The following is a 26,988-nucleotide window of genomic DNA, read 5'->3' as shown; positions in this document are numbered from 1 at the left end:
GGCCCATGCTCACCACCGCACTCATGTCCGACGCGCTCCACGATCCCCTCCACCCGGTCCCGCTCCTCCGCCGCGACCTCCGTCCCGATGACGTCGACGTCCGCGTGACGTTCTGCGGGGTCTGCCACAGCGACCTGCACGCCCTCGCCACGCCGCCGGAGCAGGGCGGGACGTTCCCGATCGTGCCGGGCCACGAGTTCGTCGGAGAGGTCGTGGCCGTCGGCACGGCGGTCACCGACTTCCGCGCCGGGGACCCGGTCGCGGTCGGCAACGTCGTCGACTCGTGCGGCACCTGCGCGATGTGCCGCCGCGGGCAGGAGAACTTCTGCGTCGAGTTCCCGACGCTGACGTACGCGGGGCGGGACCGCGTCGACGGCTCCGTCACGGCCGGTGCCTGGGCCGGCCGGTACGTCGTGCGGGACCGGTTCGTGTACCACCGTCCGGCCGCGCTGGACCCGGCGTCCGTGGCGCCCCTGATGTGCGCCGGCATCACGGTCTGGGAACCGATGCGTTCCGTCGGGGTCGGCCCGGGGACCCGCCTCGGCGTGGTCGGGATCGGCGGTCTGGGGCACCTCGCGGTCCGGCTCGCGCGAGCGCTCGGTGCCGAGGTCACCGCGTTCACCACGACGCCGGCCAAGGCCGCGGACGCCGAGCGGCTCGGGGCCGACCACGTCGTGGTCTCGACCGACGCGGCGGCGATGCAGGCCGCACGCGGCTCCCTCGACGTCGTCCTCGACACCGTCGCCGTCGAGCACGACCTGGGCCCGTACCTCGGGGTGCTCGACCTCGACGGCACGCTCTTCAACCTCGGACACCTCGGCCCCGTGACGATCGCGACGACCGACCTGCTGATCGGCCGCAAGCGGCTGGCGTCGGCGGGCAGCGGTGGCCATCGCTGGACCCAGGACCTGCTCGACTTCTGCGGCGAGCACGGCATCGTCGCGGACGTCGAGGTCCTGCCCGCCGCCGCCGTCGCCACGGCCGTCGAGCGCCTGGCGCGCGGAGACGTTCGATACCGCTTCGTGCTCGACCTGCGTGACCTCGACGTGCCGGAACCGGCCTGACCCCGGGTGGCGAGCGGACGCTTCGGTCTCCGCCTCGGACGGACGGGAGGCCCGGTGCCAGCTGGCACCGGGCCTCCCGTCCGACCTGGGGTCGCGTCTCAGACGCGCACGGCGCGTTCGTCCGGGACGCAGTGCGTCATCATCAGGCCCTCGACGTCGCGAGAGCCGTTGTGGCCGAGGTTCGCCAGGCGGGCGAGCTCGTCGTCGCTGAGCGTCTGGGACTGCAGCGGGGGCAGGTCCCGCACCTCGTCGAGGGTGATGCCGAGCCCCTCGCCCACGCGACGACCCAGGTCGTCCTCGACCATGTAGAAGTGCCAGAGCATGCGCTCCTGCACCGGACGGGCGGCCTGCGAGATGAGGTCGACGAAGTTCGCGACGAGGTCGTCGCGCTCCCAGTCCTGCAGGAGCAGGTACCGCTGGCCGGCCTGGGTGTAGTCGTTCGTCCGGGGGATCCGCTTGCGCGTGAGGCGCCCGACGATCTCCGGCCCCTGGTCGTCGTGGGTCGGGTACTCCGCCTCGCGCAGGCCACCGGTGATCGACGGCTCGTAGTTGACGTGCGGGTTCTCGCCACCGTGGTCCTGGTGGTACGCCATCTGCCCGTCGCGCTGGTTGGTCGCGACGTTGCCGTTCTTCGGTGCGTTCACCGGCAGCTGCAGGTAGTTCGGGCCGACGCGGTAGCGCTGCGTGTCCGAGTACGAGAACGTGCGGCCGACGAGCATCTTGTCGTCGGAGAAGTCCAGGCCGTCGACGAGCACGCCGGTGCCGAAGGACAGCTGCTCGTTCTCGGCGAAGTGGTTCGTGACGTTGCGGTTCAGGACCATCTTGCCGACGGGCTCGGGCGGGAACTCGTTCTCCGGCCACACCTTCGTGTCGTCGAGCGGGTCGAAGTCGAGCTCCGGGTGCTCGTGGTCGTCCATGAGCTGCACGCGGAGCTCCCACTCGGGGTACTCACCGCGCTCGATCGCCTCGTACAGGTCCTTCGACGCGTGCCCGAGGTCGCCGGCCTGCACGGCGGCGGCGTCGGCCTCGGTCATCGAGGACACGCCCACCGACGGGATCCAGTGGTACTTGACGAGCTTAGTGTCGCCGTCCGCGTTCACCCACTTGTAGGTGTTGACGCCGAAGCCCTGCTGGGTTCGGTAGTTCGCGGGGATGCCGCGTGGGCTGAACAGGTTGACGAGCATGTGCATCGACTCGGGGGTCTGCGACATGAAGTCGAAGATGCGCGCCGGCTCCTGCCGGAAGGTCACCGGGTCGGGCTTGAGGGAGTGGATGACGTCGGGGAACTTGATGGCGTCGCGGATGAAGAAGACGCCGAGGTTGTTGCCCACGAGGTCCCAGTTGCCGTCCTCGGTGTAGAACTTCACGGCGAAGCCGCGCGGGTCGCGGGCGGCCTCGGAGGAGTCACGTCCGCCGATCACGGTGGAGAACCGGATCGCCAGGTCGGTGCGCTTGCCCGGCTCCTGGAACAGTTTCGCGCGGGTGTACTGCGAGATGGGTTCGTCACCCCACGTGCCGGTGGCCTCGAAGTACCCGAACGCGACGGCACCGCGGGCGTGCACGACCCGCTCCGGGATCCGTTCGCGGTCGAAGTGGCTGATCTTCTCGAGGAACTGGTAGTTCTCGAGCGTCGCCGGGCCACGGGCCCCGACGGTGCGCTGGTTCTGGTTGTCGTAGACGGGGTGGCCCTGGCGGTTCGTCAGGATGCGGCGGTCGTCGCCCTCGGCGGGCGGTTGGCTGGAGACGTCGGTCACGGGTCTCGTCCTCTCTGCGGTCGCGGTCGGCTCGGGTTCCCGACCGAGTGTGGACCGGGGCGCGGGCACGCCCTCTCAGCGGTGCCGAGGACGCGGACGAGGACCGCTCGCTGGCGCGGTCGCCGCTGACGACACGTCAGTACGAGGTGCGACCGGCGGCCGCGGAGCCGAGCACCGCGGCCGCACCGTGGGCGAGCAGGGTCCCGTCGGTGACGACGGCGACGCGGTCGAACCCGAACGCGCGGAGCCGTTCGGCGCGGGCCAGGTCGCCGGCGAAGGCGCCGGTGCGCTTGCCGGCGCGGCGGGCTGCGGCGACGATCGCGGGGAGTGCGGCCGGGCGGTGGTGGCCGTCAGCGTGGTCGTCGGCTGCGAGCAGTGCATTCAGCCCGATGCCCAGCCCGATCGACAGGTCGAAGGGGCCGACGAACACCGCCGTGACGCCCGGCACCGCCAGGATCTGCTCGGCGGCACGGAGGCCCTCGGGTGTCTCGAGCATCACCCACACCTCGGGGTCGGCAGCGGCTGCGGACGGTGCCGCGCCGCCCCAGATGCCCGCCATCGGCCCCCAGCTCCGTCGGCCCCGCGGCGGGTAGTGCGCGGCACGGACGGCGTGCTCGGCCTGCTCGACGGTCTCGATCATCGGGACGATCACGATGTCGGCGCCGAGGTCGAGCGCACGGCCGATCGCTGCGTCCGAGCCCTCGGCGACCCGGACGGCGACGGGGACCTGCGGTGCGACCGCGGCGAGCGCCGGCATCGTCGCCAGGAGCGTGGCGTCGTCGAAGGCGCCGTGCTGGGCGTCGAGGCCGAGCCAGGCGAACCCGTTCTGCGCGATCTGCGCGGTGGTCCGGGGTTCGCCGAGCGTGCACCACACGCCGTCGGCGCGGCCGTCTCCGAGTGCTGGCACCGTGGTCCTCCGTCTGGTCTACCGTCGCGATCGCCGGTAATTCGTCGTCCGGCGCGTCAGGCTACCGTCCACGGAGCGCTCGTCGCCCGTCCGCCGGTCCGGCCAGGCCCGGTCCGGGGAGGCATGGCCTCATGCGCACGCATGGGACATGGACAACTGCTCACCTTCGGGTGTAGTCCTGTGCGCAGGACGCACTGCACGGGCGGTCACAGGTCGCCAGCACCAACCAGCACCACAGCACCAGTCGGGACCTGCAGGGAGGTCGGACGGACATGCGTGACGAAGGTGGCGTCGGTCGGCGGACGGGCTCGCGCCCGCCGGGCGGCGACCGAATCCGGTTGGCGTTCGGGATCGTCGGCGCGGTGGGCGTGTTCGCCGGACTGGCTGCGATCGTCCTGCCCCACGCGACGCTGTTCGCTGTGTCGTGGGTCTTCGGGGTCTACCTCGTCGTGTCGGGAGCGGCGTTGATCGTCCGGGGACTCCAGGTGCACCCTCGGGTCTGGTGGCGTCAGGTCGGGCTGGTGGTCCTCGGGGCGCTGGTGCTCGCCGGCGGCGTCGTCGCGATCGTGTTCCCGCCGATCGGGGCGCGGTGGGTTGCGCTGCTGCTCGGGATCGCCTGGATCCTCGAGGGCATCGCACTCGTCTACGCACCGTGGGTGGGCGGCCGTCCGTTGACCGTGGTGCTCGCCGTGCTCAGTGTGCTGAGTGGCATCCTGGTGATGAACCTGCCAGGTCTCGGCGCGCTGGTGACGGTGGCCGCGGTGGGGAGCGTGCTCATCGTGTTCGGTGTCGTGCAGCTCGTCGTCGCGTTCAGCTGGCCGCGTCCGCAGCGGGCCGGCCTTCCGGTCCCTGGCCCCTGATGCTCGCCGTCCGCTGGGAGCAACAGGGACCGAAGTCGTGGGTGGCGCGCGACCACGGGACCAGCCTGGGGCTCGTGCTGCACGTCCGTGAGCGGTTCCTGGCGTTCGACCAGGACGACCGGCCGCTCGGGAGCGCAGCGTCCCTGGCCGCGGCTCAGCAGCTCGTCACCGGTGCCGTCCGCTCGAGTGCCCCGGCCCGGCGGGACACCGTCGCGGTGGTGCTGTCGGTGCTCGCGGCGCTGACCGTCGGGGGAACGGCCGTCGTGCTCGCCGCCCGCGCCCTGATCTGAGCGGCGACCGTCGCGGCGAGGCACACCGGCGCACTCATGCCGGGCGCACCGGTACCGTTGCGTCCGTGAACGACGACCCCGATGCCGCCATCGCCCAGCACGTCCACGACGCCTGGGACGGTTCCCTGCGCCTGGTGCACATCACGATCTCGGACGAGGACGGTGACGCCTACCCCGGGCAGGACGTCGACCGGTGGGTGATCGACGTCCGCGTCCCGATCACCGACGACGACGAGACCGAGGCGGTCTCCGTCGCCGAGGTCACCGCGTTCACGAGCCGTGCTCCGGAGTCGCTCGAGGCGCTGGTGCTCGGCTACCAGGTCTCCGACGTCGCCGGGTCCTTCGCGTCCGCCGTCGCCGCGCAGGACGCGACGGGGGAGACGTTCTTCTCGCTGCAGACCCACGCCGCCGAGATGCTCGGCAAGCCCGACCTGCTCGCCGTCGACCGGCTCACGGTCCGTCCCGCGTACCAGGGGCTGCCCGGGCTGGTGCCGGCGATCGTCGACGCCGTCCGCCACGGACCGGCCGGTCGCACCGCATCGTGGGTGCTCACGGACCCGACGGTGTGGGACGTGCCGTTCGGCGAGGACGACCGGTCAGTCGGCGCGTTCGTGCAGTGGGCCGACACCGCGGTGCTCACGTCGATGAACGCTGCGCCGGACGACCTGGAACGCCTGTCGCTCGTGCCGCCGGCCGGTGGCATCGTGATGGGGTCCCGGTCGGACGAGGTGCACCTCGGCGATGCGATCGACCACGCGATGACGCAGCCGGCGATCGCGGTGCCGTTCGACCTGCCGCCGAAGCTCCCCGCCAGCATCTGGGCCGCCGCGCCCGAGGACGTCCACGGCGTGCACCCGGACGAGACCACCGGGTCGATCACGGTCGAGACGCACGACGAACAGCTCGAGGTCGTCGGGTCACCGGGGACCGCACCGCAGCTCGTGGGGATCTCGGCCTCGGCCGACGCCGCGACCCAGGAGTGGCTCCGCACCGTGCACCAGCGCTGGTGGCAGTACGAGCCGGACCTGCACGCCCGCATCCACGACGTCGTCGACGAGTACCTGTCCACCGGGCACATCGAGTCGGCGTCGGACGAGCTCGCCGGTCACCTGCACGCACCCGACCTGCCGCCGTACCGGACGGAGTGGCCGGGCACCGGCACCGTCCTGCTCGAGGAGCTCGGTGAGGACACGGAGCCCATCGTCTTCGACGCCGTGCTCGAGGACGGCACCCGGCACGAGCACATCGGCGTGGTCGTCGTGCACGAGTCCGGACACGTCCGCGCGTTCCTGCACGACGAGTGGGAGCCCGGGTTCCCGGCCGCGCAGGCCGCGGTCGCGCACCTCATCAGCCTGGGTGCCGGCGAGTTCTTCGCGGACGCCCTGCACGACGAGCTGTCAGCGGGTGTCGAGCACGCGATCCTGACGGGTGACGTCCGCGGCCACTGACGGCCCGGCGCACCCGGCACACCCGGATCGGTCAGCCCAGCCGGACCCGCCGGTTCAGACCGGGCGGTAGATCGCGATCGGCGGGGTGTCGTCGTCGCCCGCGTCGTGGGCGTCGCCCGTCGCGAGCCAGGTGCGGCCCTCGTGCTCGATCGTGGTCGGCAGGTCGCCGTGCACCAGGATCCGGATCGCGGGGGCGTCGCCGTCGACCAGGTCGACGCCGTGGGCCTCGGCCCCGCCGGGATTGTCGTGCACGTAGCTCATGGTCCGATAGAACTCCGTCGACCTGACGGACGGCCCGCGCCGCGCCGGACACGCCCGGAACCGGACCGGAACCGGTGATGCCGCCAGTCATCGGGTAGAGTCGTCTCCGCACGGCCGGCACGGCGTGTGGAATGCGGATGTGGCGCAGTGGTAGCGCATCACCTTGCCAAGGTGAGGGTCGCGAGTTCGAATCTCGTCATCCGCTCGGGTCTCACACGACCAAGAACACGAGAACAAAGCAACGAAGCACCACCGGAACCCCCGATCGCTCGCCAGAGCGGCGGGGGTTCCGTCGTTCCCGGGCGGCCTGGCGACGAAGGGGTGGGGCCCCGGCGGGCGCAGGCTTCGGGTACCCGCGCCCACCGGGCGCGGAGGCGACCCTGCCCCCACTGGTACGCGCCGGGTGGGTGGCCCGGTGCAGTTCCGAGGATGTATCCGGAGCCGTCCCCCGTTCGGGTGGGAACCGGATCCAGGGTTGCGGGAACCCGCAAGGAACCCGCACGACCCGCCGCTCAAGCCTTGTGTTACTCGATGCCGTCCGGTACTGCCGCCGACATCGTGCGTGCGCCGGGCAACCCCACCCACCGCCTGGCTCCGGACTCGACGACCGTGACGAGCACCGTGTCGCACCCGCGACAGCGCGCCACCGACCCCATCGCGGTGCGGTAGACGGTGGTCTGCCCGAGCACCCCGAGCGAACCGCACCCCGCGCAGCGCAGAGTGACGCCGGTCGGCTCCGGACCGAGGCTGTCGGCCAGCGTCCCGGCCAGCGCGTTGCCGTCCACGACGACCATCAGTTGCCCCCGAACCGTTCTGCGCGGACGTCACTCGTGTCGTGTCCGAGCTCGGTGAGCCAGCGCAGCACCTGCTCGACGAACGGCGTCGACCCGCACACGTAGACCACGGCACCCGCGTCCGGCGGGAACACCGCGGCAGCCAGCGCGTCCCGCGTCAGCCGGCCGGCCGGCACGGACGAGCCTGGAGGCGCGGTGCGGCTGTACACGTGGGTCACCTCGAGCGGTGCCCGGCTCGCGAGCGCCTGGTCGAGTTCCGCACGGAAGAACACGTCGTCCGGTGTGCGGACGGCCGCGAGGAGCCGGAAGGGTGCTGGGTCGTCCGCCTCGGCGTGGGCGGCCACCATCGCGACGAGCGGCACGATGCCGGAGCCGCCGGCGATGAGCTGGACCGGACGGCTGGACTCGCCCGGCCGCCAGACGAACCAGCCGCCCAGGGGGCCGTGGACCTCGAGCGCGTCGCCGACCTCGACGGCGTCGACGAGGAACGGCGAGACCTCGCCACCGTCCACCCGGTCGACCGCGAGCACGACGTCGGTCGCGGGGCCGGCCGATGCGATGGAGTACGAGCGCTGTGCCTGGTAGCCGTCCTCGGCGGTCAGCCGCAGGTCCAGGTGCTGCCCGGGGTCGTTGCCCGGCCAGGTGGGGACGTCGAGGACGATCCGGCGCGCGTTCGTCGTCTCGCGGCCGACCGACGCGACGGTGGCGGCGTGCCAGGCCGGTCGCCTGCGCGTGGCGGGACGAGCGACGGGGGTGATCCGTGCCTCCAGGCCGGTGTCGGGGAGCGTCACCAGTACCGCTCTTCCTTCCACGGGTCGCCGTGCAGGTTGTAGCCCGCGTTCTCCCAGAAGCCGGGCTCGTCGTCGGACTGCATGACGATGCCGCGCACCCACTTGGCGCTCTTCCAGAAGTACAGGTGGGGCACCAGCAGGCGGGCGGGCCCGCCGTGCTCGGGCGTCAGGGGCTCGCCGTCGGCCTCGAACGCGATCCAGGACTTGCCGTCGAGCAGCTCGTCGAGCGGGACGTTGGTCGTGTAACCGCCGTAGCTGTGCACCATGCAGTAGTCGAGTTCGGTCTCGACGTCCTCGAACAGGCGGTCGAGCGGGACACCCCGCCAGGGCATGTCGAGCTTGGTCCAGTGCGTGACGCAGTGGATGTCGACGGTGACGTCCTCGACGCCGAGCGCGCGCACCTCGTCCCAGGTCCACTGGTGCAGGCCGGACTCGGTGCGGATCGAGAAGGCCCAGTCGGTCGGCTCGATGTCGGGCGTCGCTCCGGCGGACAGGACGGGCCAGTCGCGGACCAGGGTCTGACCGGGCGGGATGCGGGTGTCGTCGCGGTCGTCGCGTCGACCGCCGAACCCGCGGGTGAACGTGGCCATGGTCCTCCTCGTCGGACGTCGGTGCGTTCCCGATCATGCCGCGAACCGGGCGCGCCCGTGTAACGGGTTGGTAAACGTTCCACGTGTGGACGGAACGGTCGTGCGCGGCGGCGGATCCGCGCGGGCTCGCGGATCGGGTCGGACGCGGTGGTGGCCCGTGCGTCGGGAGCGGGCTTGGGGGATCGGCTCGGGACCTCTATCGTTCACCGGAACGATTACAGGAGGGGTCACCCCGAATGCAGCCCATCGTCCCCGAACCCCGCAATGCCCACGGTCCGAGCCGTCGGGCGCTCATCACCGGCGCCGCCGGCCTGGCCGGCCTCGGCCTGCTCACGCTCGCCGGATGCAGCTCCGGCGCGTCCGCCGGCACCCCCACGATCCCCGAGGCCGCGGCCACCGGCGTCGCCCGTCGCGGTGGTCGCCTACGCATCGCACGGCCCGCGGCGTCCGCCGCCGAGACCCTCGACTCCGCGAGCTCGCTGTCGGCCTACGAGTACCTCGGCGCGCTGTACAACCGGCTCGTCAAGCTCGACCAGCAGGGCACCCCGGTGCCGGACCTGGCCGAGGAGTGGTCCGCGAACACCGACGGCACCGAGTGGACCTTCGCGCTCCGCCGGGGGGTGACCTTCCACGACGGGTCCCGGTTCACCGCCGACGACGCCGTCGCGAGCATCCGACACATCCTCGACGAGAGGACCGGCAGCCCGCAGGCCGGCGTGCTCGGCGAGGTCATGGACGCCGACTCGATGCGCGCCGTCGACCCGTACACGCTGCGCTTCTCGCTGACGAAGCCGAACGCCGAGTTCCCGTCGCTGCTCACCGCCTACCAGTGCTACATCGTGCCGGCCGACGCCATCGCCGACATCGGCCGCACCGGGATCGGGACGGGGCCGTTCCGGTTGTCGTCGTTCACCCCCGCCGGTGCCGGCAGCGTCGAGGCGTTCCCGGACCACTTCGCCGGCCGCCCGGCGCTCGACGGCATCGACTTCTACTCGATCCAGGACACCACCGCGCGGGTGAACGCCCTGCTCGCCGGGCAGATCGACCTGATCTCGCAGACGAACCTGGACTTCGCGACGGCCCGGGTGGTCTCGGCGTCCGACCGCGCCACCGTCGCCCGGTCGAAGAACGCCCAGTGGTACACGATCCCGATGCTCGCCACGAGCGACGAGTTCAGCGACCCGCGGGTGCGCCAGGCGATGAAGCTCGCCTACGACCCCCGGAAGATCGTCGACACCGCGCTGCAGGGCACCGGTTCGGCAGGCTGGGACAACCCCGTGCCGCCGCAGCTCGCCGCGTTCGTCGACGACCACCGCGAGTACGACCCGGACAAGGCCCGGGCGCTGCTCAAGCAGGCCGGGCGTGAGGACTTCCGCGCCGCGATCTACACGTCGAGCTACGAGTCGGTGTTCACCCCGATGGCCGTCGCCTACCGCGACGCCGTCGCCGACGCGGGGATCCGTCTGACTGTCCGCAACGCGAGCTCGGACTCGTACTACACGCAGATCTGGATGCAGAAGCCGCTCATGGTGAGCTACTGGTTCACGGGGCGGCCGATCGACCAGCTGCTCAACCAGATCTTCCGCTCGGGGTCGTCGTACAACGAGAGCGCCTGGTCGAACGAGACCTTCGACGGGCTGCTCGACGACGCCCGCGCCGAGATGGACGACGCCAAGCGGCTCACCCTGTACCAGGACGCCCAGCGGCTCGTCGTCGAGGACGGCGCCGACATGACGCCGATGTTCGGCGACCGGCTCGTGGGGTTGTCCCGCGACGTCGTGAACTACTCGGAGTACGGCTTCGAGTTCGACTACCTGCGGATCGGACTGCGCCGATGACGACCACGAACACGCCGTCGGACGTCCTCGTCCCCGTCCTCCGCCGGGTCGGCATCGCCGTGCTGACCGTAGTGCTCGCCTCGCTCTTCGTGTTCCTCGCGGTGCAGGCGCTCCCCGGCGACGTCGCCCAGCAGCTGCTCGGGCAGAACGCCACCCCCGACGCCGTCAAGCAGCTGCGCGAGACCCTCGGCCTCGACCAGAACGTCTGGCTCCGCTACCTGCAGTGGCTCGGCGGCGCGGTGCACGGCGACTTCGGCACCTCGCTCGTCAGCGGCGAACCGGTCGCCCCGACGCTGTTCACGGCCTTCCGGAACAGCATGCTCGTCGCCGTGCCCGCGATGCTCGTCGGCGTCACGGTGTCCCTGACGCTCGGGGTCGTCGCCGGTGTCCGCCGCGGCCGTCCGAGCGACAGGGTCATCTCGATCGTCAGCCTGGTCGTGATGAGCGTGCCGGAGTTCATGGTCGCCACCGTCCTGGTGCTGCTGTTCGCGATCGGCCTGCCGGTCTTCCCCGCCGTCGTGCTGCGGGGGAGCGACGCCCCCGTCGCCGAGCTGCTGCCCACCATCTGGTTGCCGATCATCGTGCTGACCCTCGCGATGGCCGCCTACATCGTGCGGACGGCCCGCTCGTCGACCATCGACGTGATGGCGTCGGAGTTCGTCACGACGGCCGAGCTCAAGGGCCTGACGATGCGCCGGGTGGTCTGGAAGCACGCGGTCCCGAGCGCCCTGCTCCCGACGCTGAACGTCGTCGCGCTCAACGTCGCGTGGCTGCTCGGCGGTGTCGTGGTGGTCGAGAACGTCTTCAACTACCCGGGGATGGGCAAGCTCATGCTCGAGTCGGTGTTCAACCGCGACCTGCCCACCATCGAGGCGATCGCCCTGCTGAGCGCCCTGATCTACGTCGTGTGCAACCTGGCCGCCGACCTCGTCGCGCTCGCACTCGACCCGAAGCTGCGGACCCGCCAGCGACGACCGCGCACGCGCACCCGCGGCGCCCGCAGCACCAGGAAGGCCGCCGCATGACCGCCACCGCACCCCGCCGCAGCGCCCGACGCGACGTGCTCGCCGGCGCGCTCGCACCCCTGCGCGGGTCGACGGCGCTGAGCATCGGCCTCGGCCTCATCGCCCTGCACGTCGTCCTCGCCCTGCTCGCGCCGGTCATCGCCGGTCACGACCCGGTCGCCACGAACGCCGGCGACGTGCTCGCCGGTCCGACGTGGACGCACTGGCTCGGCACCGACCAGTACGGCCGTGACGTGCTCTCCCGCACCCTGAACGGCGGTCGCTACGCGCTGTCCGTGACCTTCCTCGCCACCACGATCGCCGTCGCGGTCGGCACCGTGCTCGGCTGCGTCACGGCCTACGCCGACAACTGGTTCGACGAGGTCGTCATGCGCGTCGTCGACGCCCTGCTCAGCGTGCCGTCGATCCTGGCGCTCCTGGTCGTCGTGACGGTCTTCGACGCCGGCCTCTGGGTCATCGTCCTCGCCGTCACGGTCGTCTACGCCCCCGCGGTGACCCGGGTCGTCCGCGGCGCCGCCCGCACCGTGATCACCCAGGACTACGTCACCGCGGCCCGCGCCCGGGGGGAGCGGCCGCTGTCGATCGTGTTCCGCGAGATCCTGCCGAACGTGCTGGACGTCGTGCTCGTCGAGTACGCGATGCGGGCCTCGTGGATCGTGCTGCTCGTCGCGTCGCTGTCCTTCCTGGGCTTCGGCGCGAATCCACCGACCCCGGACTGGGGCCTGATGGTGCAGGAGAACCGCACCGCGCTCACCGTGGTGCCGCTCGGCACGCTCGCCCCGATCGTGGCACTCGCCACGCTGGTGATCGGACTGAACCTCGCGGCCGACGGGCTGAGCAAGTCGCTCGGCGTCGACCGTGCGAAGCAGGGAGTCAGCGCATGACCCGCACCGACACCGGCACGACGTCCGCCGCGACGACGACCGTGCCCGACGCGACCGTCCGCGTCGACGACCTGTCCATCTCGTACGCCGCCGGCAAGCGACGCGTCCCCGTCGTCCGGGGTGTCTCGTTCACGATCGAGGCCGGTCGCACCCTCGGCCTGGTCGGCGAGTCCGGCAGCGGCAAGTCCACCATCGCGCGGACGCTCCTGGCACACCTGCGCGCCGGGTCGGCGATCGACGCCGGGACGGTCCGTGTCGACGGGGCCGACGTCTTCGCCCTGTCGCCGGCCGGCCGCCGGGCGCTCCGCGGCGGCACCGCCTCGGTCGTCGCCCAGAACGCCGGGCAGGCACTCACCCCGTCGATGCGCGTCGGTGAGCAGATCCGCGAGGCCCTCCGCGCCCACGGCGAGCCCGACGGCCCCGAACGGGTCGCCGAGCTGGTCCGGCTGGTCCGGCTGCCGGACCCCGACGCGATCGTCCGCCGGTACCCGCACCAGTTGTCCGGCGGGCAGCAGCAGCGCATCGCCATCGCGATGGCCGTCGCCGCCCGGCCGCGCGTGCTCGTCCTCGACGAACCGACCACCGCCCTGGACGTCGTCACGCAGGCCGCGGTCCTCGACCTGGTCGCCGACCTCGGTCGGCAGCTCGGCATGGCCGTCCTGCTCGTCAGCCACGACCTCGGGGTGGTGTCCGCCATGGCGGACGAGATCGCCGTGATGCGCGACGGCGAGGTCGTCGAGCACGCCGCCACGGCGGCGCTCTTCGCCGCTCCGCAGCACGAGTACACGCGTGCCCTGCTGGCCGCGGTGCCGGACGGACGACGGCCTGGAGGGAGGGATCGCGACGCCCTGGACCCGTCCGTCCCCGGGACGGTCGGCTCCACGGCCACCCGCACCGCACCTCCCGAGCGCGCCGCCCGCCCCGTGGTGACCGCGGACGACCTGGTGATCCGTTACGGCCGCGGTCTGCCGGCCGCCGTCGACGGCGTCTCGTTCACGATCGCCGCGCACGAGACGCTCGCCGTCGTGGGCGAGTCCGGCAGCGGCAAGTCGACGCTCGCGACGGCGCTGGCCGGACTGGTGCCGGCCGAGTCGGGGACGTTCACGTACGACGACGGCACGACCCGCGGCGACCTGCGCGAGCCGATCGCCGGACGGGCGCCCGACCTGCGGCGCGCCGTGCAGCTCGTCTTCCAGAACGCGGACACGTCGCTCAACCCGCGGCGCACCGTGGGCGCGGCCGTCGCGCGGCCGCTGCGGTTGTTCAGCGGCTCGTCCTCGCGGGAGCGCGTGGGTGCCCTGCTCAGCCAGGTCGGGCTCGGGCCGGAGTTCGCCGACCGACTGCCCGCGCAGCTGTCCGGTGGGCAGCGCCAGCGCGTCGGGATCGCCCGCGCACTGGCCGCGGAGCCGTCGCTCGTGATCGCCGACGAGATCACCACCGCGCTCGACGTGCAGGTGCAGGCGGGGATCCTCGCGCTGCTCGCCGACCTGCAGCGCGAGCGGGGCCTCGCCTGCCTGTTCATCAGCCACGACCTCGCCGTGGTCCGGGGCGTGGCCGACCGGGTCGCGGTGATGACCGGTGGCCGCATCGTCGAGATCGGACCGACCGAGCGGGTGTTCACCGGCCCGAACCACCCGTACACGTCGACGCTGCTCGCGGCGACGCTCGAACCCGGCAGCACGACCCTGCCCGACGTCGGTGACGGGGTGCCGCGCTGGCGGCACACCGACGGCTGGACCGACCACGGCGACGGACACCGCACCCGCAACTGGGAGGACGCATGACGACCGACGACGGCACCGACCACGGCACCGCCGCCGCCACCTTCACCGCCATCGGCGACCCCGGCTCGCTGCCCGCGGGCGTGACGGTCCGCGACGAGTGGATCCCGATGCCCGACGGCGTGCGGCTGCACGCCCGGATCTGGGCACCGTCGCAGTCGCCGACGCAGCCGGGTGGGCCGGGCGGTCCGACGCCGGTGCTGCTCGAGTACCTGCCGTACCGGCTCGACGACTGGACCGCACCGCGCGACTCGGAGCGGCACCCCTGGTACGCCCAGCACGGGTACGCCTCGGTGCGGGTCGACATCCGCGGCACCGGGTCGTCCGACGGGTTCTTCGACGACGAGTACAGCGAGCAGGAGCTGCTCGACGGCGAGGCCGTGATCGCCTGGCTCGCCGAGCAACCGTGGTCGACGGGCGCCGTCGGCATGTTCGGCATCTCGTGGGGCGGCTTCAACGCGCTGCAGCTCGCGGCCCGGGCACCCGTCGCGCTCAAGGCCATCGTGACGGTGTGCTCGACGGACGACCGGTACGACAACGACGTGCACTACGTCGGCGGCGCCGTGCTCGGCATCGACATGGCGGCCTGGGGCGCGACCATGTTCGCCTTCAACTCCCGGCCGCCCCGGCCCGAGGTCGTCGGCGCCGGGTGGATCGACCGCTGGCGGGAACGCCTCGAGGCGAACCGCCCGCTGACGCCGGTGTGGCTGGCGCACCAGGAACGCGACGACTACTGGCGGCACGGCAGCGCCGCCGAGGACTACGACGGCATCCGCGCCGCGGTGCTCGCCGTCGGCGGCTGGGCGGACCCCTACCGGGACGCCGTGCTCCGGCTCGTCGACCACGTCGGCGCCCCCGTGAAGGGCATCATCGGCCCGTGGTCGCACCAGTACCCGGACCGCGGGCTCGCGCCGGGGCCGTCGATCGGGTTCCTGCAGGAGACCCTGCGGTGGTGGGACCGCTGGCTGCGCGGGGTCGACACCGGCGTCGACGACGACCCCGCACTGCGGGCCTGGATCAACGAGGGCGAAGCCCCCGCGCCGTACTACGCCGATCGTCGCGGTCGCTGGATCGGTGCCGAGGCGTGGCCCTCCGCCGCGACCCACGAGCGCGTCCTGCCCCTCGCCGCACTGCGGGGCGGTGACCTCGGACCGGTCGTCGTGCGGTCGCCGCAGCACACCGGGGTGGACGCCGGGCGTTTCTTCCCGTTCGGCAACGCCACCGACCTGCCGCCGGACCAGCGCGCCGAGGACGGCCGTTCGGTCACCTTCGACCTGCCCGTCGGCAAGGCGTTCGACCTGCTCGGCAACGTGCTCGTGCGGTTGTCCGTCACGAGCGACCAACCCCGGGCCACCCTGACCGTCCGGCTCTGCGACGTCGCACCGGACGGCTCGTCGACGCTCGTCACGCGCGGGGTGCTGAACGCCGCCAAGCGCGACGGGATGGACCGCGACGACGTGCTCGTGCCCGGGACGCCTGCCGACCTGCCCGTGCGCCTGGTCTCGACCGGACACCGGTTCGCCGCCGGACACCGGCTGCGCATCGCGGTCTCGTCGTCCTACTGGCCGTGGGTGTGGCCGCACGGTGTCGAGGCCACCGTGACGATCGACCCGACCGCCTCGAGCGTCACCCTGCCCACCTGGACCCGGTCGACCGACGACGGGGTGGCCTTCGCCGGGCCCGAACGGTCCGAGCCCCTCGTGATCGAACCCGTGGCGCCGGCCGACCCGCTGCCGCAGCGCACGGTGACGCACGACGTCGAGACGGGGGAGTGGACGCTCGACGTCGACCCCGGGTACGGCGGCGGGCGCGTCTACCCGGACGGCCTCGTGTTCACCGAGGACGCCCGCGAGACGTACCGGATCCGCTCCGACGACCCGACCAGCGCACGGGCGAGTTCCCGCTGGGCGATCGGGCTGACGAAGCCGGAGTGGGCCGCGCGCCTCGAGACGACGTCCGAGGTCAGCGCCGACGCCGACACCTTCCACGTCGTCAACACGGTGCGCGCCTGGGCCCGCGATGGCGGACCCGACGAACCCGAGGTGCTCGTCACCGAGAGGACCTTCGTCGAGGACGTCCCGCGGACCTCGGCATGACCGCGGCCGCACGCGTCCGGCAGCGCCCGGAGGTCCGACGCGCGATGATCGTCGAGGCCGCCCGCGCGGTGATCGTCCGGAACGGCGTCGGTGCCACCGGACTGCGCGACATCGCGGCCGAGGCCGGCGTCTCCGTCGGCACCGTGACCTACCACTTCGGCAGCGTCGCGGAGATCCTCAACGAGGTCGTGGTGCTCGAGACCGAGCGCTTCTACGGCGCCATCGTCGCGGCCGTCGACGCCGAACCCGACGTGCTGGTGGGGCTGCGGATGCTCGTGGCCCCGCTGTTCGGCGACACCGAGCAGGTCCGGCAGCACTGGCGGATCTGGTCCGACTACTGGACCGCGGTGGTCCGGCGGCCCGAGGTCGCCGCCGAGTACGCCGAACGCATCCGCGTCTGGGAGGCGTGCCTGGTGCGGGTGATCCGGCGCGGGGTGGACGCCGGGGTGTTCGGGGCCACCGCGGACGGGGCCGGCGAACGGGACGGGCACGGGGACACGGTGGACGCCGACACCGTCGCGCTGCAGCTCGCCGCGTACAGCGACGGCGTCGCGACCCAGATCGCCCAGGGCGTCCCGGGGCTGACGAACACGGTCGCCCTGTCGTGGATGTGGCGGTTCCTGTCGCACGAACTCAGTGTGCCCGCTGTGGACATCGCCGGAACCGGTCGTTCCCCCTTGTGATGAGGTAAGGCTTCCCTTACCGTTGCCACATGGCACGGACCCGGCGACAGCCCAGCGAACGCATCCTCATCGCGGGCGGTGCCGAGGACCTCGTCGAGATCCACCGCCAGCTCGAGGAACTCCCCGAGAACGCGTACGGGCAGGTCTTCGTCGAGGTCGCCCTCGACGAGCAGATCCGCATCCTGCCGGCCCCGCCGCGCGTCACCGTGACCTGGCTGGTCCGGAGCGCCCGCAGCTCGGCCGTCGCCCCGCTGGTCTTCGCGGACCACGGCGAAGCCCTCGCCCACGCCCTGACCGGGTGGGCCGCCGAGTGGTGCGTGACGGGCTGCGAGCCCCGCACCTCGGTGTGGATCGGGTGTGCGGACAGCCCGTGGATCGAGCGCGCACGGTCCATGGTGCAGCTCGAACTCACCGACGCCGGCCAGCAGGTCCAGGTCGAGTACGGCGGGTAAGGGCAGCCTGCTCTTCCTTGCGGCATGCAAAAGAGGCGGGCATGGTTGTGACCATCGGCAGCACCGCGTCGGTCCGGACAGGGCCAGGCACGCGGGTGTAGCCACGACGGAGGAGGAAACGACATGACCACGCAGAGCAGCACCACCACCCCCAGCACCACGTCCCCGTTCTCGACCACGCCGGAGCTCGCAGCCGGGGTCGCCCAGTTCCTCGCCCCCGTCGTCATCGACCTCGAGGCGCTCGTCGTCAACGGCAAGCAGGCGCACTGGCACGTCCGTGGCCGCAACTTCGTCGGCGTGCACGAACTCCTCGACGAGATCGTCGAGCACGCGCAGGACTACGCGGACAAGGCTGCGGAGCGCATCGTCGCCCTCGGCCTGCCGGTCGACTCGCGCATCGCGACCGTCGCCGCGAACACCACCCTGCCGCCGCTGTCGCAGGGCTTCCAGAACTCGGACGTCACCATCACCGAGGTGATCGCCCAGATCGACGCCGCGCTGCTGCAGGTCCGCCGTGCGGTCGACGGCCTCGACGAGGTCGACCTCAACAGCCAGGACGTCGCGATCGAGATCGAGCGTGCGCTGACCAAGGACCGCTGGTTCCTGCAGGCGCACCTCGCCGCCTGAGTCGCGACCACACCTCTGGCGGGAGGCCCGGTGCCAGCTGGCACCGGGCCTCCCGTCCGTCTGTGGTCGCGTCTCGGGCCCGCACCTCACGCGGACGGCATGACCAGCCCGCTCTCGTAGGCCAGCACGACGGCGTGCACCCGGTCCCGCAGCTGCAGTTTCGCCAGGACGCGGCCGACGTGGGTCTTCACGGTCTGCTCCGCGATGAACAGCTCCACCGCGATCTCCCCGTTCGACCGCCCCCGCGCCATCAGCAGGAACACGTCACGCTCCCGGTCGGTCAGCACGTCGAGCACCTCGGTCCGCGCGGCCGCCGGCTGCGGGCCGGCGACGAAGGCCTCGACGAGGTGCCGGGTCACCCTCGGTGCGAGCAGGGAGTCGCCGGCTGCGACGGTCCGGACGGCCTGCACGAGCTCCTCGGCGCTCGCGTCCTTGAGCAGGAACCCGCTCGCCCCGGCACGCAGCGCGTCGAACACGTAGTCGTCGATGTCGAACGTCGTGAGCATCACCACGCGGACGGGCGACTCCGCGGGTGCCGCGGTGATCCGCCGGGTCGCCTCGATCCCGTCGAGCTCCGGCATCCGGACGTCCATCAGGATCACGTCCGGCCGGAGTCGGATCGCCATCACGACCGCTTCGGCACCGTTCGCGGCCTCGCCGACGACCTCGACGTCGTCCTGGGCCTGGAGGATCGCCCGCAGTCCGACACGGAACATCTGCTGGTCGTCCACCACCATCACCCGCGTCATCGGCTTCCTCCGTCGGCCGTCGGCTGCGACGTGGTCGCGGCGGGCTGGGTGGGCAGACGCACGGCGACACGGAAGCCGCCGGCCGGGTCCGGCCCGTGATCGATCGTGCCGCGGAGCGCGGCGACGCGCTCGCGCATCCCCGCCAGGCCGAAGCCACCGTCGTCCGGCGGCGCACCGGGCACGCTGCCGACCGGTGGCGCGGTGTTGGCGACCTCGACCGTGAGGGCCGACCCGTGCCTCCCGACCGTCACGACGGTGGTCGCGCCGGGCGCGTGCCGGGCCACGTTGCCGAGCGCCTCCTGCACGACCCGGTACACGGTGAGCTGTGCGAGCCGGTCGACGTCGTCGACGATCCCCTGGTCGAGTCGGAGGTCGACGGGGATGCCGGCCGCGCGGGTGGCGTTCGCCAGCGCGGGCAGGTCGGCGAGCCGCGGCTGCGGTGCGCGCTCGGCGTCGGCGTCGCCACGCAGGGTGCCGAGGAGCTGCCGCATCTCCCGCAGTGCCGTGCGCGAGGTCTCGGCGATGGCCGCGAACTCGGTGCGGGCCTCCGGCGGCAGGTCCGCGACGCGGTACGGGGCGGACTCGGCCTGCATGTGCACGACGGACATGCTGTGGGCGACCACGTCGTGGAGCTCACGGGCGATCCGGGAGCGCTCCTCGACGCTCCGCCGTCGGGCCTGCTCGAGCTCGGTGTCGCGGCGGGCGGCGGCGAGCTCCTCGCGCACGGTCCGGCGCTGCCCGATGACGACCGCCGCGGCAGCCACGACGAGGGTGTCGCCGGCACTCACCACGAAGCTCGTCGCCCAGACGTCGACCTGCCCCCACCGGTCGGGCGTCACGCCGATGAGCAGCAGGGTGAGCAGCGTCGCCGCGACCCAGACCACCGCGGTGAGCCGCCAGGTGGTGCGGACGCCCAAGACCACGAGCAGCACGCTCAGCCCGATGATGCTCGTGACCGAGACCGGCCAGGGGCCGACGGTGCCGGGTGCCGTCAGGATCCCGAGGCCGGCGAGGGCGGCGAGGTGCGCGACCGACGCCGTGCGGGGGACGAGCGGTGCGAGGCCGACGCTCGCTGACAACACGGCGGTCACGAGCATCGCGAGCGGCACGGGGACGCCGTAGAACACCGCGGTCACGGGTGCCGCGACGGCGAACAGGGACACCACGACGAGGACGAAGCCGATCTGCACGGCAGGCCGGACCCAGCTGGGGCGGGGCTTCGGGACGACGGTCACGGGCGGGCGATCTCTCCGGTTCGGGCGAGGCAGGGTGCGGGGGCGGTGGCGGGCGCGGCATCGGTGAGTCCGGGCGCGGCGTCGGCTCGTGCGGTGTCGGGTGTGGCTGCGGCGCGGGCCTCGCGGGCGTCACGCCTGCGGCTGATGGTACCGAGCACCCGGTCGACCGCGATCCCGAGCGCGGCGGCGACCACCATCGACACCAGGGCCGCGACGATCGGTTCGTGCAGCACGCTCGACGCGGCGAGGGCGATGCCGATCGACACCGCCGACCACGCCAGCCCCGCGATCGCGCTGATCGCGAGGAACCGGCGGTAGGGCAGGCCGGTCGCGCCGGCCGTGGTGTTGACGGCGACCCGGCCGACCGGGATGAAGCGCCCGGTCAGGATGAGGCTGGCGGACCGGCGCTGCATCTGCCGCTCGGCGAACGCGAAGGCCGCCGCGATCCGTGGTCGCTTCGATCGGGTCAGCCGGGCGAACCCGATCCGGCGCCCGATCCAGTACGCGATCGAGTCGCCCGCGATCGCTCCGAGGGCGGCGACGACGAGCACCACGGCGAGGACGGGCTGTCCGGACGTCGCGGCGATGGCGGCGATCGCGACCAGGGCGGACTCGCTCGGCACCGGCGGGAAGAAGCCGTCCACCAGGCACAGGGCGAAGAGGACGACGTAGACGAGCGGACTCGCGGCCAGCTCGACGACGAGCGGGGTGATCTGGTCGAACACGGGGTGCTCCCTCCCGCCGACGGAACTCGTCGACGAGGACGACGCTACGGAGCCGGCGCGCGGCTGCCATCCCGCGGCGGTCTCGACCACCCCCTACCGCGGTATGACGTTCCCGTCCGCGAACACCACGTCAGGTGCGTCCACCCGGCGGTCGACGACGGTGGTCGGGGCCTCCAGGTGCACGGCTCCCGAGGGCATGATGCCCGCACCGCCGAAGCGTTCCATCACCCGCCACTGCGCGACGACGTCCTCGCCGGCGTGCTCGGGTGGCAGGGTGTCCCAGAACCGGAAGCCCCCGACCTCCTCGAGCGCACGACGGTCGTACAGCGCGCAGGCACCGACCCACGCGACGCGGTAGGGCACCCACTCGCCGGGGTGCAGGTCGAGGTCGGCGGCGACGTGCGTCGGGTTCGCGGCGTTGTGCAGGGACCAGCGGTCGAAGCCGGGGGTCCCGCGGCGCACCACCTCGGGCACGACGGGGCCGTCCCACCGCTCGAACACCGAGGTCTCGTGCGGACGGCGGTCCTGCAGGTAGGACAACCCCTGCACGGCGCTGCCGACGAACCCGCAGCCCAGGGTGCGCAGCGCGTCGAGCAGCCGCGCGATCGACCCCGGCTCGAGCCAGACGTCGTCGTCGAGGAACAGCACCGCGGCTGCCTCGGCGTGGTCGAGCAGGAACTGCCGGTGCTCTGCAAGGCCACGCCGTTCCGGGTGGGTGAGGAGCGTGACGGGCCGGCCCTGCGCCTCCAGGACGCGCAGCATCGCGGCGACCGCCGGCGCGCTGGCGGCGTCCCCGTCCGCGGACTGGTCGCTCAGCACGACGCGCAGGTCGACGTCGGTCTGGGCGGCGAGCCCGGCCAGCGTCGTGGCGAGCTCGGCCGGCCTGCCGACGGTCGGGATGAGCACGTCGACGTCGACCGTGCCCGTGTCCGCTGGATCGGGGGCCTTCGCCCAGGACCCGGACCAGCGGGCGGTCACGGTGCCGGGTCCGGTTCGGACCGCGCAGCGGCTTCGCGGATCCGGCGCACGACGGCGCTGGTGGAGTGCTCGGGCACGTAGTCGACCATGACGACCTCGCCGCCGTAGCCGCGTACGACCTCGGTCTCGGTCAGCATCTCGGGGGAGTAGTCGCCGCCCTTGACGTAGACCTCGGGGCGCAGCCGTTCGATGAGCGGGATGGGGGTGTCCGTCGCGAACACCGTGACCAGGTCGACGCAGGCCAACGCGGCGAGCACGCCGGCGCGGTCCTCGGCCGGGTTGATCGGCCGCTCCGGGCCCTTCAGCCGACGCACCGAGTCGTCGTCGTTCAGGGCGACGACGAGCAGGTCGCCCAGGTCACGGGCCTGCCGCAGGTAGGTGGTGTGTCCGCGGTGCACGACGTCGAAGCAGCCGTTCGTGAAGACGACGCGGCGGCCGGCCTGCCGTGCGGCCTCGACCGCGGTGGCGAGCTCGTCGTGGTCGACGACGGTCGCCGCCGGAGCGGTCACCGAGTCGAGCAGGGCCGCGGCGGTGCAGACGGACGTGCCGGCCTCGCGGACGACGACGTCGGCAGCGGCCTGGGCGACGGCGACGGCGTCGCGCAGGGGGGCCTGCACGGCGAGGGCGACGGTCGCAGCGGCGCAGAAGGTGTCACCGGCGCCGGAGGCCTGCTGCTCCGAGGCGGGCGTCGCACGCGTGCGGAACCCCTGGTCGGACCCCGGCTCGAGCAGCACGGTGCCGTCACGGTCGAGCGTGACCACCGCGGCACGGGCACCGCTGCGGGCGAGGACGTCGGCACGGGCCGCGACGACGGTGCCGACGCGGTCGGCACCGGTACCGAGCTCCGTGCCGAGCAGGGCCGCGGTCTCACCGGCGTTCGGCGTGACGAGGTCGGGGTGCAGCGCGGCCCAGCGGGTCAGGTCGTGCGCGTCGACCACGACGGCGCCGGGACGGTCACGGTCGAGCATCGGCACGACGTCCTCTGCCTGGACACCCAGGCCGTAGTCGCACACGACGGCGGCGTCGGCGCACCGGATGGCGCGGGCCACCGAGCGGGCGAGGCGTTCGCCGTGCTCGGCGGTCGGGGTCGCGGCCAGCTCGTCCACCCGGACCACGACGCGGTCACCGCCGACCACGCGCGACTTCGTCGTGGTGCGGGCCCCGGGGATCTCGACCAGGAACGACGTGTCGACGCCGGCTGCCTCGAGCCGCTGGCGCAGGACGTCACCGGCCTCGTCGTCACCGATGAGGCCCACCATGCGGACCCGGGCGCCGAGGGCGCGGGCGTTCACGGCCGTGTTCGCCGCGCCGCCCGGCACCGCGATGGTCTCGGTGACGCGGACGACGGGGGCCGGGGCCTCGCGGGAGACCCGCTCGGCCTCGCCGACGGTCCAGCGGTCGAGGATGCAGTCGCCGATGACGACGACGAGGGGTTCGCGGTCGTCGATCGTGGCGACGAGGTCACGGACCAGCCGGACGTCGGCGGTCATCGGGAGCCTCCCACGGTGTCAGCGCTGCCCGCGGTGGCGCCGGCGGCGGCTGCGGGGCCGGTGCCATCGCGTTCCGGCTCCACGGTGCGCCGCGGCGGGGCTGCCTCGAGGTGCACCACCGTCGTCGTCGTCATCTCGTCGAGCAGGTGCGGGCCGTACCCGAACCCGGCACCCGAGGCACCGCGGGGCTGGGCACTGCCGCCAGGAGCGCCACCGAACACGGCGTTCACCTTGACGGTGCCGACGGGCAGCTCGGCCGCGGCACGGAGCGCGTGCGCGGTGTCGTTCGTCAGCACGGTGGCGGCGAGGCCGTAGCGGTCGGCCGCGGCGAGCCGGAGGCCCTCCGCGAAGTCCGACACGACGCGCACCGGGGCGATCGGGCCGAAGGTCTCCTCGGTCAGCACGAGCATCTCGTCCGTGCAGTCGGTCAGGACGGTCGCCGGGTAGAACGAGCCGAGACCCCCGGGCGTGACGCCACCGGTCCGGGCGGAGGCACCGCGGGCGATCGCGTCGTCCACGTGGCTCTGCACGAGCTCGCGCAGCCGGTCGTCCACGAGCGGCCCGAACTCGGCCGCGGGTGCGGCCGTGCGGCGCTCCGCCTCGGCGACGAGCGCGGCGACGAAGGGCTCGGCGACGTCCTGGTGGACGTACACCCGCTCCACACTGGTGCAGATCTGGCCGGTGTTCGCGAAGGCACCGAGGGCGACCTGTGCGGCGGCCCACTCCGGGTCGACGTCCGCGTCGACGACGACCGGGTCGTTGCCGCCGTTCTCGCGGATGACGTGGGCGCGGGTGGTCGCGGCCACCTCGCTCAGGCGGTCGCCGGTCGCGGTCGAGCCGACGTGCGCGTAGACGTCGATGCCCTCCTGCGCCAGGAGCTGCTCGCCGGTGGTCGCGTCGCCGTCGACGCCGATGAGCACGCCGTCCGGCAGGACCTCGGCGAGGAGCGCGTTGAGTCGGGAGAACGTCGCCGGGCACCGTTCGCTGCCCTTGTGCACGACGGTGTTGCCCGTGACGATCGCTGCGCCGAGGATCCCGCAGGCCACGGCGACCGGGTCGTTCCACGGCGTCAGGGCGAGCACCACGCCACGCGGGTGCGGCACCGACCAGTCGGCGGCACCGAACTGCCCGCGCAGGGCCTCACCCCGGTGCACCGGCCCGAGCTCGGCGTACTGCACGAGCGTGCCGATGCCGGCCTCGACCCCACCGAGTGCGTCGCCGGGCACCTTGCCGGTCTCGCGGGTGTTCAGGTCCGCCAGCTCCTGCGCGTGCGCACGGAGGTGCTCGGCCGCGGCGTGCAGCAGTGCACCGCGCTCGGCCGGTGCGGTCCGGGCCCAGGCGCCGGCAGCGGCACGGGCGCGGGCGACGGCGTTGCGGACGTCGTCCTCGGTCGAGCGGCGCACGGTGGACGCGATCGATCCGTTCACGGGGTCGGTCACCACGAGGTCGTCGGCGGCGGGGGGTGCGATCGTCATGGGGTCCTTCCGGAGGCGGGCGGGGCCTCACACGGTGCTCGTGCTCCGCTGTGTGCGGTCACGGCATCGCGCTTCTCGTCCATCCGGGGGCGCTGCTGGGCGTCCGGACGGGTCCGACCGGTAGACGTGGAGCTGTGCAACAAATCGGTGTGGGCGGAGAACGGTTCGACGGTGTCAGCGAGATCGCGGTGCTCCGCGGCGGGGGACTGGGCGACCTGATGTTCGCCCTCCCGGCGGTCGAGGCCCTGGCCGCCGCGTACCCCGGAGCGAGGATCACGCTGCTCGGGGCACCGTCGGCGCGGCCGGTGCTCGAGGGTCGCACCGAGGCCGTCCACGCCTTCGAGGAGCTCCCCGTCGTGCCCGGCGTCCGGGACTCCGGCGACGGCGCACCGACCGAGCAGGACTTCTTCGACCGGCTGCACGGGCGCTTCGACCTCGCGGTGCAGGTGCACGGCGGCGGTCGCAACTCGAACCCGTTCCTGCTCCGGCTCGGCGCCCGCCACACCGTGGGCACCGCCACCGAGGACGCCGAGGTCCTGGAGCGCTGGGTCCGTTACGTCTACTACCAGCACGAGGTCGTCCGGGCGCTCGAGGTGGCCTCGCTGGCCGGCGCCGAACCGGTCACCCTCGACCCCCGACTGCACGTCTCCGAGGCCGCGCGTGCCGCGGTCCGGCAGCGCCTCGGGGTCCGGGGACGACTCGTCGCGATCCACCCCGGCGCCACCGACCCGCGTCGCCGCTGGAGCCCCTCGCGCTTCGCCGAGGTCGCCCGCGCCCGACTCGCCGCCGGTGACGACGTGGTGCTCGTGGGTGACGACTCCGACGTCCCGGCGTCGTCCGCCATCGTCGCGTCGCTGCCGCAGGAGCTGCAGGAGCGCGTCCACGACCTCACCGCGTCACTGCCGCTGCGTGAACTCCCCGACGTCCTCGCCGCGGCCGACGTCATGGTCGGCGACGACTCCGGTCCACGGCACCTCGCCGTCGCCGTCGGCACCCCGACGGTCGGGGTGTTCTGGTTCGGCAACGTGATCAACGCCGGGCCCTTCGACCGCGGTCGGCACCGGGTGCACCTGTCCTTCGTGACCCAGTGCCCGGTCTGCGGCGCGGACGTCACCCAGGTCGGCTGGACCGCCGAACGGTGTGAGCACGACCCGTCCTACGTCGACCAGGTCGAGCCGGAGGCCGTCCTCGCCGACGTCGAGGACCTGCTCCGCACGGTCCGACGCGACGCGCGCCGCGCCGTGGACGCGACCGGCTGACGGACGGGAGGCGCGGTGCCGGCCCGGCACGCGCCTCCAGGCCGCCCCGTGCCGCGCCACGAGCGCCCGATGCGAGGTTCGACACTCCGTGCGACGCGTCGGCCCCGCACGGCGTGCGGAAGCTCGCACCAGAGCACAGCGTGCGCCGCGCACGGCACACGCTGACGGACGGGAGGCGCGGTGCCAGCCGGCACCGCGCCTCCCGTCCGTTAGCGGCGAGCGGCTACGGCCAGCTCGGCTCCGTCGCCGGCATGATCGACAGCTCGCGGATCTCGCAGCCGGCCGGCTGCGAGAGCGCGAAGATGATCGAGTTCGCGACGTACTCCGGCTCGATGAGCTGCGCGTCCGGGCCGGGCTTGTACTGCTCGGTCCGGTCGGCGAAGAAGTTCGTCCGCATCCCGGCGGGGATGATGTTGGTCACGCCGATGCGACCGGCGGTCTCGGCGGCCAGCGCCTGCGAGAACCCGCGGACGCCGAACTTCGACGCCGAGTACGCGGTGCCGTCGCCGACGCCGCGCAGGGCGAGCGACGAGGAGATCGTGACGACGCGGCCGTGCGTGGCCTCGAGGGCGGGCAGGGCGGCGCGCACGGTCGAGGCGGTGCCGATCAGGTTGACGCCGACGATCTGCTCCCACTTGCCGGACGAGATCGCGTCGATCGGGGCGGGGGTGTCGATGCCCGCGGCGGTGACGACGGCGTCGAGGCCACCGTGACGCTCGGCGGCGTCACGGACCGCCTGCTCGACGGCGTCGGTGTCCGAGACGTCCACGGCGACGGCGTCGACGCCCTCGGGGACGGCGTCGATCCGCAGGTCGAGGACGATCGGGGTGCCGCCGGCCTCGGCGACGGCGGCCACGACGGCGGCGCCGAGTCCGGAGGCGCCGCCGGTGACGAGGACGCGGCCGATGGGGGTGGTGGGGACGGGCATGGAT

At 73.0% G+C, this 26,988-nt stretch carries 26 protein-coding genes and 1 tRNA gene; 14 read left to right on the top strand and 13 right to left on the bottom strand.

The window, feature by feature from the left end; translation table 11 throughout:
* Window positions 1-5 precede the first annotated feature (5 nt).
* On the top strand, window positions 6-1,064 hold the full coding sequence (locus tag DEJ27_RS09855; RefSeq protein ID WP_111090849.1) for an NAD(P)-dependent alcohol dehydrogenase: 1,059 nt from the start codon (window positions 6-8) through the stop codon (window positions 1,062-1,064).
* Between the two features lie 98 nt (window positions 1,065-1,162).
* Here DEJ27_RS09855 and DEJ27_RS09850 read toward each other — a convergent pair whose 3' ends face one another.
* Together DEJ27_RS09850 and DEJ27_RS09845 are read right to left on the bottom strand one after the other, a co-directional pair.
* Window positions 1,163-2,818, bottom strand: a complete 1,656-nt coding sequence (locus DEJ27_RS09850) for a catalase (protein WP_111090848.1) — start codon at window positions 2,816-2,818, stop codon at window positions 1,163-1,165.
* A gap of 136 nt (window positions 2,819-2,954) precedes the next feature.
* Window positions 2,955-3,725 (bottom strand): HpcH/HpaI aldolase/citrate lyase family protein, encoded by a 771-nt coding sequence (locus DEJ27_RS09845; protein ID WP_111090847.1) that lies wholly within the window; start codon window positions 3,723-3,725, stop codon window positions 2,955-2,957.
* A 338-nt stretch (window positions 3,726-4,063) separates the two neighbouring features.
* Here DEJ27_RS09845 and DEJ27_RS09840 point away from each other — a divergent pair, with 338 nt between their 5' ends.
* From DEJ27_RS09840 to DEJ27_RS09830, 3 genes are all read left to right on the top strand, one after another.
* Window positions 4,064-4,585 (top strand): HdeD family acid-resistance protein, encoded by a 522-nt coding sequence (locus tag DEJ27_RS09840; protein ID WP_181430131.1) that lies wholly within the window; start codon window positions 4,064-4,066, stop codon window positions 4,583-4,585.
* Entirely contained in the window at window positions 4,585-4,875 is a 291-nt protein-coding gene (locus DEJ27_RS09835; RefSeq protein WP_111090845.1) for a hypothetical protein, read from the top strand. The genes DEJ27_RS09840 and DEJ27_RS09835 overlap by 1 nt, the downstream gene beginning before the upstream one ends.
* A gap of 65 nt (window positions 4,876-4,940) precedes the next feature.
* A complete protein-coding gene (locus tag DEJ27_RS09830; protein WP_111090844.1) occupies window positions 4,941-6,323 on the top strand; it encodes a hypothetical protein in 1,383 nt (460 codons plus the stop codon).
* A 54-nt stretch (window positions 6,324-6,377) separates the two neighbouring features.
* Here DEJ27_RS09830 and DEJ27_RS09825 read toward each other — a convergent pair whose 3' ends face one another.
* The gene (locus DEJ27_RS09825) at window positions 6,378-6,584 is read right to left on the bottom strand and encodes a hypothetical protein (RefSeq protein ID WP_110859934.1); all 207 of its coding nucleotides are present in this window, start codon (window positions 6,582-6,584) and stop codon (window positions 6,378-6,380) included.
* A 133-nt stretch (window positions 6,585-6,717) separates the two neighbouring features.
* Between DEJ27_RS09825 and DEJ27_RS09820 the strand changes: the two genes are divergently transcribed.
* A tRNA-Gly gene (locus DEJ27_RS09820) sits at window positions 6,718-6,789 on the top strand.
* A gap of 319 nt (window positions 6,790-7,108) precedes the next feature.
* Here DEJ27_RS09820 and DEJ27_RS09815 read toward each other — a convergent pair.
* Genes DEJ27_RS09815 through DEJ27_RS09805 form a run of 3 tightly spaced genes read right to left on the bottom strand, consistent with a single transcriptional unit; the run spans window position 7,109 to window position 8,759 of the window.
* Window positions 7,109-7,378, bottom strand: coding sequence for a DUF6510 family protein (locus DEJ27_RS09815; protein ID WP_110859936.1), 270 nt, complete (start codon window positions 7,376-7,378; stop codon window positions 7,109-7,111).
* Window positions 7,378-8,169, bottom strand: a complete 792-nt coding sequence (locus DEJ27_RS09810; protein ID WP_110859938.1) for a ferredoxin reductase — start codon at window positions 8,167-8,169, stop codon at window positions 7,378-7,380. The genes DEJ27_RS09815 and DEJ27_RS09810 overlap by 1 nt, the downstream gene beginning before the upstream one ends.
* Window positions 8,166-8,759: a molybdopterin-dependent oxidoreductase gene (locus tag DEJ27_RS09805; protein ID WP_110859940.1), complete on the bottom strand. Its 594-nt coding sequence runs from the start codon at window positions 8,757-8,759 to the stop codon at window positions 8,166-8,168. The genes DEJ27_RS09810 and DEJ27_RS09805 overlap by 4 nt, the downstream gene beginning before the upstream one ends.
* 236 nt (window positions 8,760-8,995) lie before the next feature.
* On the opposite strand from DEJ27_RS09805, the gene DEJ27_RS09800 reads away from it, so the two are divergent.
* The 8 genes from DEJ27_RS09800 to DEJ27_RS09765 all read left to right on the top strand — a co-directional run bounded on the left by DEJ27_RS09800 (window position 8,996) and on the right by DEJ27_RS09765 (window position 18,145).
* Window positions 8,996-10,597: an ABC transporter substrate-binding protein gene (locus tag DEJ27_RS09800; protein ID WP_110859942.1), complete on the top strand. Its 1,602-nt coding sequence runs from the start codon at window positions 8,996-8,998 to the stop codon at window positions 10,595-10,597.
* Window positions 10,594-11,622, top strand: a complete 1,029-nt coding sequence (locus DEJ27_RS09795) for an ABC transporter permease (RefSeq protein WP_110859944.1) — start codon at window positions 10,594-10,596, stop codon at window positions 11,620-11,622. Before DEJ27_RS09800 ends, DEJ27_RS09795 begins: the two co-directional genes overlap by 4 nt.
* A complete protein-coding gene (locus DEJ27_RS09790; RefSeq protein WP_110859946.1) occupies window positions 11,619-12,506 on the top strand; it encodes an ABC transporter permease in 888 nt (295 codons plus the stop codon). The genes DEJ27_RS09795 and DEJ27_RS09790 overlap by 4 nt, the downstream gene beginning before the upstream one ends.
* Complete coding sequence (locus DEJ27_RS09785) at window positions 12,503-14,290, top strand: ABC transporter ATP-binding protein (RefSeq protein WP_111090843.1); 1,788 nt, start codon at window positions 12,503-12,505, stop codon at window positions 14,288-14,290. The genes DEJ27_RS09790 and DEJ27_RS09785 overlap by 4 nt, the downstream gene beginning before the upstream one ends.
* Window positions 14,287-16,383: a CocE/NonD family hydrolase gene (locus tag DEJ27_RS09780; protein ID WP_111090842.1), complete on the top strand. Its 2,097-nt coding sequence runs from the start codon at window positions 14,287-14,289 to the stop codon at window positions 16,381-16,383. The genes DEJ27_RS09785 and DEJ27_RS09780 overlap by 4 nt, the downstream gene beginning before the upstream one ends.
* Window positions 16,380-17,066 (top strand): TetR/AcrR family transcriptional regulator, encoded by a 687-nt coding sequence (locus tag DEJ27_RS09775; protein WP_110859952.1) that lies wholly within the window; start codon window positions 16,380-16,382, stop codon window positions 17,064-17,066. Before DEJ27_RS09780 ends, DEJ27_RS09775 begins: the two co-directional genes overlap by 4 nt.
* Window positions 17,067-17,095: 29 nt before the next feature.
* Entirely contained in the window at window positions 17,096-17,518 is a 423-nt protein-coding gene (locus DEJ27_RS09770; RefSeq protein WP_071244660.1) for an SIP domain-containing protein, read from the top strand.
* A 123-nt stretch (window positions 17,519-17,641) separates the two neighbouring features.
* Window positions 17,642-18,145, top strand: a complete 504-nt coding sequence (locus DEJ27_RS09765) for a Dps family protein (protein WP_071244661.1) — start codon at window positions 17,642-17,644, stop codon at window positions 18,143-18,145.
* A gap of 86 nt (window positions 18,146-18,231) precedes the next feature.
* On the opposite strand, the gene DEJ27_RS09760 is transcribed toward DEJ27_RS09765, so the two are convergent.
* The 6 genes from DEJ27_RS09760 to DEJ27_RS09735 form a co-directional block, all read right to left on the bottom strand.
* Complete coding sequence (locus tag DEJ27_RS09760; protein ID WP_110859954.1) at window positions 18,232-18,894, bottom strand: response regulator transcription factor; 663 nt, start codon at window positions 18,892-18,894, stop codon at window positions 18,232-18,234.
* The gene (locus DEJ27_RS09755) at window positions 18,891-20,129 is read right to left on the bottom strand and encodes a sensor histidine kinase (protein WP_110859956.1); all 1,239 of its coding nucleotides are present in this window, start codon (window positions 20,127-20,129) and stop codon (window positions 18,891-18,893) included. The genes DEJ27_RS09760 and DEJ27_RS09755 overlap by 4 nt, the downstream gene beginning before the upstream one ends.
* The gene (locus DEJ27_RS09750) at window positions 20,126-20,854 is read right to left on the bottom strand and encodes a DedA family protein (protein WP_110860100.1); all 729 of its coding nucleotides are present in this window, start codon (window positions 20,852-20,854) and stop codon (window positions 20,126-20,128) included. The genes DEJ27_RS09755 and DEJ27_RS09750 overlap by 4 nt, the downstream gene beginning before the upstream one ends.
* 93 nt (window positions 20,855-20,947) lie before the next feature.
* Complete coding sequence (locus tag DEJ27_RS09745) at window positions 20,948-21,832, bottom strand: glycosyltransferase family 2 protein (protein WP_110859959.1); 885 nt, start codon at window positions 21,830-21,832, stop codon at window positions 20,948-20,950.
* Window positions 21,829-23,322: a D-glycero-beta-D-manno-heptose 1-phosphate adenylyltransferase gene (rfaE2, locus tag DEJ27_RS09740; RefSeq protein ID WP_110859961.1), complete on the bottom strand. Its 1,494-nt coding sequence runs from the start codon at window positions 23,320-23,322 to the stop codon at window positions 21,829-21,831. Before rfaE2 ends, DEJ27_RS09745 begins: the two co-directional genes overlap by 4 nt.
* Window positions 23,319-24,797: an aldehyde dehydrogenase gene (locus DEJ27_RS09735; protein ID WP_110859963.1), complete on the bottom strand. Its 1,479-nt coding sequence runs from the start codon at window positions 24,795-24,797 to the stop codon at window positions 23,319-23,321. The genes rfaE2 and DEJ27_RS09735 overlap by 4 nt, the downstream gene beginning before the upstream one ends.
* A 149-nt stretch (window positions 24,798-24,946) precedes the next feature.
* On the opposite strand from DEJ27_RS09735, the gene DEJ27_RS09730 reads away from it, so the two are divergent.
* Window positions 24,947-26,056 (top strand): glycosyltransferase family 9 protein, encoded by a 1,110-nt coding sequence (locus tag DEJ27_RS09730; RefSeq protein ID WP_258369857.1) that lies wholly within the window; start codon window positions 24,947-24,949, stop codon window positions 26,054-26,056.
* Between the two features lie 223 nt (window positions 26,057-26,279).
* Here DEJ27_RS09730 and DEJ27_RS09725 read toward each other — a convergent pair whose 3' ends face one another.
* The gene (locus DEJ27_RS09725; protein WP_110859967.1) at window positions 26,280-26,984 is read right to left on the bottom strand and encodes an SDR family oxidoreductase; all 705 of its coding nucleotides are present in this window, start codon (window positions 26,982-26,984) and stop codon (window positions 26,280-26,282) included.
* Window positions 26,985-26,988: the final 4 nt, after the last annotated feature.

It is taken from the genome of Curtobacterium sp. MCPF17_018 (assembly GCF_003234135.1).
GTDB lineage: Bacteria > Actinomycetota > Actinomycetes > Actinomycetales > Microbacteriaceae > Curtobacterium > Curtobacterium flaccumfaciens.
Note: the sequence above shows the minus strand (reverse complement) of the source record. Positions and strands in the feature narration are given on the sequence as shown.